Annotated in this window: 8 protein-coding genes and 1 pseudogene; all 9 read right to left on the reverse strand. The window is 50.5% G+C overall.

What is annotated here, in order from left to right:
* Positions 1–302 (reverse strand): TnpV protein (locus DWY93_RS15910; RefSeq protein ID WP_242990735.1); only part of this gene is annotated, 302 nt, incomplete at its 3' end.
* Positions 303–496: 194 nt separating this feature from the next.
* Positions 497–1,660, reverse strand: coding sequence for a CD1107 family mobile element protein (locus tag DWY93_RS15915; RefSeq protein WP_117472652.1), 1,164 nt, complete (start codon positions 1,658–1,660; stop codon positions 497–499).
* Positions 1,657–1,908, reverse strand: a complete 252-nt coding sequence (locus DWY93_RS15920) for a DUF4315 family protein (RefSeq protein ID WP_013274293.1) — start codon at positions 1,906–1,908, stop codon at positions 1,657–1,659. The genes DWY93_RS15915 and DWY93_RS15920 overlap by 4 nt, the downstream gene beginning before the upstream one ends.
* Positions 1,909–1,943: 35 nt before the next feature.
* Complete coding sequence (locus DWY93_RS15925) at positions 1,944–3,713, reverse strand: C40 family peptidase (protein ID WP_117472654.1); 1,770 nt, start codon at positions 3,711–3,713, stop codon at positions 1,944–1,946.
* Between the two features lie 3 nt (positions 3,714–3,716).
* Positions 3,717–6,104, reverse strand: coding sequence for a VirB4-like conjugal transfer ATPase, CD1110 family (locus DWY93_RS15930; protein ID WP_005929911.1), 2,388 nt, complete (start codon positions 6,102–6,104; stop codon positions 3,717–3,719).
* A gap of 19 nt (positions 6,105–6,123) precedes the next feature.
* Positions 6,124–6,516: a PrgI family protein gene (locus tag DWY93_RS15935; protein ID WP_117472656.1), complete on the reverse strand. Its 393-nt coding sequence runs from the start codon at positions 6,514–6,516 to the stop codon at positions 6,124–6,126.
* A 17-nt stretch (positions 6,517–6,533) separates the two neighbouring features.
* Complete coding sequence (locus DWY93_RS15940) at positions 6,534–7,400, reverse strand: VirB6/TrbL-like conjugal transfer protein, CD1112 family (protein WP_002576403.1); 867 nt, start codon at positions 7,398–7,400, stop codon at positions 6,534–6,536.
* 306 nt (positions 7,401–7,706) lie between these two features.
* Complete coding sequence (locus tag DWY93_RS15945) at positions 7,707–7,922, reverse strand: Maff2 family mobile element protein (protein ID WP_002576404.1); 216 nt, start codon at positions 7,920–7,922, stop codon at positions 7,707–7,709.
* A gap of 208 nt (positions 7,923–8,130) precedes the next feature.
* Positions 8,131–9,408: pseudogene (locus DWY93_RS15950) on the reverse strand (type IV secretory system conjugative DNA transfer family protein); the annotation flags it as partial.
* Positions 9,409–9,446: the final 38 nt, after the last annotated feature.

A 9,446-nucleotide genomic window follows, 5' to 3' on the forward strand; every position in this document is an offset into this window, starting at 1 on the left:
TCCTTTTCCACAATCTCCCTCGCACAAGCCCTTATGTTATTCGTTCTTCCAGTCCATTCTAAGGCGTTTTCTTCCTTTAGGCATTCCGTTATGCCCTGTGCTTGCTTCATGCCCTCTATGAGCCGTTCAAAGTGTTCCTGTGCCTGTCTGTTGATGTCGGCAAGGTAGGCGTTTAGCCTGCCGCTTGTAAGAAGATTGGTGTATGTAACTTTACGGTACTGTTTTAGATAATCTAAATGCCGTTGCCCCCAGATGCCTATTGCCTGTTCTTCTTCGGCGGGTACAGTTAAGCACGGTATCAAATAATCCCCTTGCCTTTCGTATTTGCCGCCCAGTTCCTCAAATAATGATTTGTATCACTGTTCTTATTCTCTATTTTATCAGATATCACCTACAGTTTCCATAGCTTCATGGCTCAAAATACTCCATTCACAAACCATTTAGCTATGTAAAAGGGACGGCTTTTCAGCCGCCCCACCGGTCAACGCTGCCTTAATCAAACAGGTTCATCATCCGATTCCGCTTCGTAATCCTCGTTTACATCCACTTCTTCGTCCTCGTCACCGTCATCCTCCGGCAGCTGGAGCGCGTCTTCATCCTCATCGTGATAATCCGCATCAGGGTCCGGTTGATTTTTCTTAGATGCAGGCTTTATGCCCTTCATCTTGATATAGAGATAACAGCCGACACCGGCTGCACCAATCACAAACAGAAGCAGCATAATCATCGGAAGCGGAGACGCTTTCTTCTGCTCGCTCTCTGTTTTCTGCTCTTCCGGTGCAGGCTCCGTCTCCTGCGGCTTTTCGGTTTCCGCAGGTTCCGTGACTTCCGGTTTCTTCTCCTGATACTTGGCGTCTTCCTCTTCATCCATCAGCGCAAGCAAATCGGCCTCATCCACCATATTCAGGAAATGCACATTCTGGTTGCCGTCTTTATCGCGGTCGATAATCAGATAGAAGGTGTTGCCCGCCTTTGTCACCAGCGTGATGAACTGCTGGCTGGATTTATCTTCTTCCTCACCGATATCGTCCACCAGCGTCATATTACCTTCCGGAGTCAAAGCTGCACTGGATTCCTTCTCATCCTCGGATGACATTCCGCTCTGCATCAAATCCAGAAACAGCTTCAGCGCATCTTCACTGAACATGCTGCTGTCTTCTGCGGAATCCGTGACATTCAGGTACTTTCCATGTGCATATCCGGTTTTGCCGTTGAAGTTCACCTTATACCAGTCACCGCATTTTTCGACAATCTCCACTGTATCGCCGGAATGCAGATATCCGATAATCTCCTGATCCATGCCGGGACCGGAACGAAAATGCAGGCTGGTGATACCCGGCACCACCGTACCCATCTGCTTTTGGGACTTTTCGCTGCCGATGTTGTATTCCTTGCCGCCCACCGTAACGATCAGGTTCCCATTCGCATCCGTAGAGACCTCATAGCCATCCGGCAGCACCTGCATGTCCGGGTCGATTTCGATGCTGTCGGTATTGTCCGTTTTCCCTGCATTTGCGCTTTCTGCTGCATCCGCTTCCTGCGCAGCGGTACTGACAGATGTGTTCTTCTGCACATCATCGCCCGTATAGGCAAATGCAGTGGTCGTAAAGATTCCTGCCGCCATCACACTGGCAAGCAGCATTACCATCATCTTTTTCATTCCATATCCTCCGTTTCTTTCTCATCCAGTTTCAGGTTCTCCGGGTTGGGAACCGCAGCCTGCGCCATCTGAATGATGACTGCCAGCTGTTCCGGGGTCAGGCTCTGGGCATGTACCATTTCACAAATTTCGCTGTTTTCCTGCTCGTGGTACTTTCTGTCCCATTCCTTTCTGCGCTCCTCCCACTCATCGCGTTTTCTGCGGGCTTTCTCACGCTCCGCAGCAATCTTTTCCAGTTTTAAACTCATACTCTGTCCTTTCCGGGCGAATAAACGCCCTGTTTTTATCGAATTCTTCCCATGCAGTAGTAGTGCTGCCGCCAGTAGCTCGTTTCAATGGAAGCATAGGAAATTGGGTTGCCGCAGTGGATCATCATCCCATTGCCGACATAAATGCCCACATGGGACGCTCCACTGGTGTTGTAGGTTTTCTGGAAGAAGATCAGGTCTCCGGGCTTTGCTTCACTCTTCGGGATAATGTCGCATTTTCCCATCAGACCATTGGCCGTCTGCCTGCCTACATTCCAGCCATTTCCGCAGTGGTTGATGACCCAGCTGACAAAGCCGGAACAGTCAAAACTGGTACTCGGCGAGCTGCCGCCCCAGACATAGGGATAACCGAGATATTTCTCTGCTTCGGTAATCATCTTCCGGAATTTTTCATCCGTCAGAGCCTCGCCCGGAATGTCGTAATCCTGGTATTCTCCGCTGGAGCCCGCGCCGTCCGGCGTTGCAAAGGCGATGCCTGCAAATAGATCATCCCGATTGCCCCTGCACTCCAATGTAACTTCGTAGCGTTGCAGCTGGTCATCTGTAAGACCGGAATTTCTGGCAACATAGTCAACGCCCCGATTGAGCAGCGTTACATTGAGGATTTTATACTCATACTGTACCGTCACCTGGTAGGTGTAGGTGTGTCCGGTTCCAGTGATTGGATTGTAGCGATAGCCCACACGGGTTTCTTTCCTCGTCCGGATTTCCACCTTTTCCTCCAGCTTCAGCTCATACTGCGCTTCAAAAATACTCTGAAGCCGCGCCTGCACCTGGCTTCTCGTATAGTTTTCAAATTCTACGGTCAACAGAGAAGCAAGCTCATAGGGATTGTGACCAATCTCTGCCAGATTGTAGCGATACTCGTCATAGCCCGGATGGTCGGTTTCAATGCGGTCGATTTGTTTGCGAAGTTTATCTTCCAGCTTGGTATAATCCGTCTCCACACCTTTCAAATCTTCATCTTCCGCTGTGTAGGAAGTCCCCAGCACAACATTTCCGCCGCCATTGATCAAGACGGAGCAAGACGAAACCGACCCGGCAATCACCAAAACAAGCAGTCCCACAGCTGCGATACCGATGATGATATGCGAGTGGCTCTGTACAAACTGAAATGCCTTTTCTGTCATGCTGGCAGTACCCTGCGCAGCTTTGGCTGTGCCAGCTGCTGTGCTCTCCGCAGCAGCCGCACCTGCCTTCGCAGCGGCATACTCTTTTTTGATGGCCTGCTTCTGCCGCCATCGGGAAAAGAGATTGGAACCAGCCTGCGGATCAGACTTCATGCGTTCCGCAAAGATGGAATCTACGGCATCTTTATTTGCCTTTTTCTCCAACCGCTCCAGCTTTTTGTACTGCCGCAGCTTTCGGCCATATTGAAACCTGGAACCAGCACGGGCTGCACCTTCCGCTGAACCTTCGGTAAAATGCGCTGCCTCCACACCAGAATTATTATCCTGGTCGGCATTGCGCACACTCTGATGTGCCTTGGCTGAAAGTGCATCTGCCGCAAGATTTCCCGGCTTCTTTGGCTTTCCGCCCTTTTTCCCGGAAGCTGCTGCATTCTTTTTCGCTTTTACTTCCTGCTCTGATTTCAGCTTCTTGCTGCGCATCTTGGCAAGATCGGCCTCGTGACGAATCTGCCTTCGGTGTTCCGCTTTTTTCTTGCTGCTGTCTCCCATACTGCTATCGGCGGCTTTGTTTCTGGAATCGCGAAGGGTGTTCTCCGCACCCTCGCGTTCCTGCCGCAGCTTGTCTCCGAGATTCGGATTTTTCTTGCCAGCCATCGCTTACGCCTCCTTTGCTTCCTGCACTTCGGTTAATTTTGTTGTCATAATCCGGTACAGTTCCAGATCGGTCGGAAAACGATCAACGAACGGCAAAATCACATTTCCGTAGAACAGCAATCCTTCGCCTTCGCCGGAGTGGGTCACATAGGACAGCTGGTGCGGGCTGATGTTCAGCTGATCCGCCAGAATCTGACGGTCACCGGCTGCCTGATTCAGCATATAAATGAAGTCGCTGTTTTCAAAAATGTTCGTCACTTCGCGGGAAGAAAGCAGGTCTTTCACGTTCTGGGTGATGCCGGTGGGAATACCACCCCATTTACGGAATCGCTTCCAGATTTCCACGCTGTAAGCCGCTGTCTGCTCTTCTTTCAAAAGCAGATGGAACTCGTCCATATAGTAGCGGGTGGCTTTACCAGCGTTGCGGTTGGCGGTCACACGCCCCCAGACCTGATCCTGCACCACCAGCATACCGATCTTTTTCAGCTGCTTGCCCAGCTCCTTGATGTCATAGCAGACCAGCCGGTTATTGATATCTACATTGGTGCGGTGGTTAAACAGGTTCAGCGAACCGGTCACATAGATTTCCAATGCTGTTGCCACATGGTGTGCTTCCTTTTCATCCTGCCGGAGCAGTGCCTCGTACAAGTCCTGCAACACCGGCATATTCTCCGGCACCGGATGCTCGAAATAGGTCTGGTAAATCTGATGAACACAGCGGTCAATGACCGTCTTTTCTACCGGCTGCAAGCCTTCTTTGCCGCCCACGATCAGCTCACACAGGGACAGGATGAAATCTGCTTTCAGGGCAATCGGATTATCCTCTTCTGAATAATTCGCGTTGATGTCCATCGGGTTGATATACTGCGTGCTGGAAGGGCTGATTTTAATAACCTGCCCCTCAAATTTCTGCACCAGTGCTGTGTACTCGGCTTCAGGATCGCACACGATTACATCGTCATCCGTCACCAGGAACGCATTGGCGATTTCTCGCTTGGCCGAGAAGGATTTACCGGAACCGGGAGTGCCAAGAATCAGCCCGTTGGGGTTTTTGAGCTTTTTCCGGTCAACCATAATCAGGTTGTTGGACAACGCATTCAGTCCATAGTACAAAGCCTCTTTCCCGGTCTGAAACAGCTCCTGGGTGGTAAAAGGCACGAAAATCGCCGTGCTGCTGGTCGTCATGCTGCGCTGAATCTCAATCAGGTTCTGTGCCAGCGGCAGGCAGCTCATCAGCCCCTGCTCCTGCTGAAAGTCCAGACGGCGCAGGTTGCAGTTGTACTTCTGTGCGATGCTGGAAGCCTGAAACACGTTGGTTTCCAGCTCCTGCTCCGTCTCGCCGGTGTTCATCACCAGAAAGGTCAGCAGGAACATACGCTCATTCTGGCTCTGCAATTCCTTCAGCAGTGCCTTTGCGTCCTTGCCGTAAGTTGCCAAATCCGACGGAATAATGTCCATATCGTATCCGGAACGGACAGCTTTCTTCTGCTCCTCAATCTTGGAACGATCCAGCTCCGTAATGGTGTGCTTGATGGACTTGATTGCTTTGTTCTGGTCTACCGACTGAATGTGCATGGTCACAATCTGGCTGGATTCCATATCCAGAAAGTCCTTCAGCAGCTGATCCGACAGGTCGGAAGCCGTAATCTGGAGATAGGACATGGAACCATACATCCCACCCATCTGAAAAACACGGTTCTTCGGAAAGGCAAAACCGGTCGGAGCAATAAAGTCCTTTACCGACAGCCCGCTCTCCGGCAACCACTTCCAATCGAAATTGAATCGGTCATGGTCACCCATGTGGAACATATCGTGCATCAGATGAAGTCGTTCCTTTCCGTTCAGCAATTTTGCCCGGACACCCAAGCGTTTGAAGTTGTTCATCAGGTCGATCTCGATGTGAATGAGCCTTGGCTTTGCCTGTTTCATGGATTCTGCTTCAATGCCAAACGTCAGGTACTTCGTCTTGGTCAGGCCGTTGTTGCCCTGGGCAAGCTGACGGCGGAGCATGGTGCTGTACTCCGTGCGTACCGGATTGAAATGATCCTTCTGATACGGGATACGCACCATCTTCTCAAAATTCGAGGCATCCGTAGCCATATTCATAAAAGAAAGCTCGAAGCGGATGCTGGAATCAAAGAAGTTCAGGAAGCTGCACCATTCTTCAAAGATAGCCGTCTGATCTTCCTGCTGTGCCAGCTGGTAATTGATGTCTTGAAACTGGATGGTTTTGGTGTAGTAGTTATCCGTCACACGGCAGATACCATCCGGGAACATCCGCTGAAAAGGAATGCTCTCCTGTGCCGAATGCGGAACCGTGCGGTCACCCCTTGCGCGGTCAATCACCGTCTGCACCTGTTTCTGCTCTGCGGCTGACAGATGCGACGGCATTCGGATGTCATCCTGCTTTTTATTCTTCGCTGTCAGCTTTTCGAGAATTTTGAACAATGCGATTTACCTCCATTTCCACGTCTGCCTGCTGTACCAGCAGTGCATAGTAATTTTTTGTTTTGTAAGGCCGCGTTTTCGGCCTCTTGAACTTTGCCTCACAGAAGTGCTTTGCTACCACTTCCAGCGGCTGACCGTCTTTCTCGTACATTGCAAGAAAGAAGAGCGGCAGCATTACCGCCATCATGCCAAGAGCAGCAAGGCTCAGATTCCCGCTGGATTTGAGCAAAAAGAAAACCGGAACGCCAATCAGCGCACCGGCTCCGAAGCAAAGAATCTGCCGTTTGGTCAGGTTCATAAAGACCTTGGTTTTGACCTTTGAAAGGTCTCGCGGTACAGAAATATAAGATGCCATGAATCATGCCTCCTTCCTTAGTGCGCTGCAAACACGGATTTTGCGAGGCTTCCCGTCTTAAATAGGGTAAATGCCAGCAAAACCGTATAGCCCATAACGCCCCAAATGCTGCTGATAATGTTATCCGAAAAGGACAGGTTCTGAATCAGAACTGCATAGATGCCTACACAGATCATAATAAGAAAACCCTGGAATCCCAGTGCAAACAGGGAGCGCAGGTAGTTTTGACCGGTATGGCTCTGCTCATGGTTTCCAAAGGTTGCGAACGGAATCGGCGCAAGGCTCACCATGAGATATATTTCCACCATTCGGCCATACACGATGACAAAGATAATAGCCGACAACGCCAGCATCGTGACCTGAACCACAAAGGTCTGCAAATACAGCCCCAGCAGCGGTCCCAAGTCCATGCCTTCCAGTGTGGCCTGCATCGCTGTCAGGGTCGCATCGCTGACGGACGTACTGCCGGAAATCAGACCGCCGCTTCGTGAAATCACTTGCTGCGCCACATCAAAGACAGCCATTGTGATATTGAATGTGTTCGAGATCAGGGTCACTGCCAGAAAGGTCTTAAAGACCCATTTGAAAAATGTCCAAGTCTCGAAATTTGCCAGATTGTTATGCTCGATGAGCATCTGGATCAGCTCATAACAGGCGATGAAAGTCAGCACCATTCCGGCAATGGGCAGGATCACGGATTCCGAGATGTTGCGGATCATAGAAAAGACCGCAGGTGAAAAGTTCGCCGGTGTGGTTCCCACATCGCCTGCGATCTGTCCAACCTGCTGGTTGACTGAATCGAACATCCCTGAAAGATTTCCCATGATGCCGCTGATGATCATGCTCTTGAGCCAATCTGTGATCTGTTCAAGGATACTCTGCATAAGCCGCCTCCTTCCTTACGCAAACACGCCGAACAGCTTCGCCATACGGGACAGAAGCATGAACAGCTGTGAGAAAAGAGACAGTGCCGATGCAGTTGTAGTAAGAAACGCCATAGATTTGTCCTCCTGTAACTTGTCCGGCCTATCAGCCGGTGCGATTCTAAACTGCGGTTCTGCGTCATACCACCAACATGTGCACCTGCCGGAGCGCGCAGAAAATAGCCAGCTGCGGATATTGCCTGCACCTGACTATGTAACAGGCAGCTTTCGCCGCCCGGTCGGAATCTTCGCTCCGACAGCTTTTGCTTAACCGAACAGACCAGAAAGCAGCGGCACCAGAGTTGTGCCGATCAGTGCCACACCGCCGCCAGCCATGAGCTGCTTCATGCCCTGAGACTTGGCACCGGGGTTGTCGTTGCCGTAGCCCTCCAGCAGGTTGATGGCTCCCCAGATGCCGAGACCGGCACCCAGTGCGATGACGAGAGTCTGAAGAACGGTTACTGCGCTGTTGAAAAATGCCATAAATGTGTACCTCCTTGTACGATGCGCCCTTATAGGCTGATGAATAGTGATTTTCCATCTGCATGTGCACCTGCAAATGGGCAAACATATAGCCAGGTCTCCAATCCCAATCAGAAACCTGGCTATGTAAAGAGGCGGCAGCTCGCCGCCCCTTATCTTATTCTGTTACCAGCAGCGCACCCATGACATCTTCGTCACCAGAACAAACTTACTTGGCATGATCTGCGTCAACCACTTCGTACTTATCACCGGGCTTGAGCTTCAGCCGATGGTCAAGAAACGCCTCGATGCTGAACGTGTTTTTCTTATCAGCACCGGCAGTGAGCTTGTAGTTCGGATGCTGGGTCAAATCATATTTATCTGACTTGAACGGCCTGACACCGCGCAGCTGTAAAATGCACTTTCCGCCGTCCAACACAGCCAGTTCATCCACCGAAGCCAGGTCATGCCCAACCTTTTGGTAATTGGTGCCGTAAGATGGGCTGTTGCCTCTGGTATCGGAGGTGTTGTACAGATCAATCGTTTCTTTCCCCAGTGCCTGATTCAGCTCTTTTAGCGTAGTCGGCTCCGAACCGCCAAGGAAAATACGGGAATCCATATTGCCGATGATGGTATCGGCATTGTCCTTGTAGATTGCCTTCAACTGGCTCTGTGCCTGAAGCACCAGACATGCCGAGATTTCTCTTGATCGGATGGTAGCTACCAGCTTTTCCAGATTCGGAATCTGACCAATGTTCGCACACTCATCAATCAGGCAGCGCACATGCACCGGCAGTCTGCCGCCGTAGACATCATCTGCTTTTTCGCACAGCAGGTTAAACAGCTGGGTGTAAATCATGGAAATCAGGAAATTAAAAGTCGGGTCTGTATCGCTCATAATGAGGAACAGAGCCGTTTTCTTATCTCCCACCGTATCCAACGACAGCTCATCGTACATGGTGATATCACGGACTTCCTCAATATCGAAGGGAGCCAGACGTGCGCCGCAGCTCACCAGAATCGACTTTAATGTCTTGCCCGCAGCCAGCTTAAATTTGGCATATTGGCGGACAGCAAAGTGGTTCGGTTTCTTCTTTTTCAGAGCCTCAAACATCTGATCCACTGGATTCTGAAAGGTTTCATCATCCTCGCGCACTTCCATCGCATTCAGAAATTCAATCAAAGTTGCAAAGTTCTGCTCTTCCAGCGGTGCCTCATAGTGGATATAACCGATCAGTGCACAATAAAGCAGGGTCTCTGCCTTCGTCCAGAATTCATCACCAGCCTTGCCGTCTCCTTTGGTGTTGGCAATGAGGGTTGTAGTCAGCTTCAAAATATCCTTTTCGCTGTGAATATACGAGAAGGGATTATAATGCATCGACTTTCTGAAATTGATAGTATTAAAAATCCGGATGCTGTATCCGTTCTTCAAAAGAGCTTGGCCGCAGTCGATTACGATATCGCCTTTCGGGTCAGTGACCACGTAGGAACTGTGGCATTGTAAAAGATATGAGGTAGGCACCCTGCGCCTTGCTGACTTTCATC

The organism is Clostridium sp. AF28-12, assembly GCF_003435225.1.
In the GTDB taxonomy this organism is placed as follows: domain Bacteria; phylum Bacillota; class Clostridia; order Lachnospirales; family Lachnospiraceae; genus Pilosibacter; species Pilosibacter fragilis.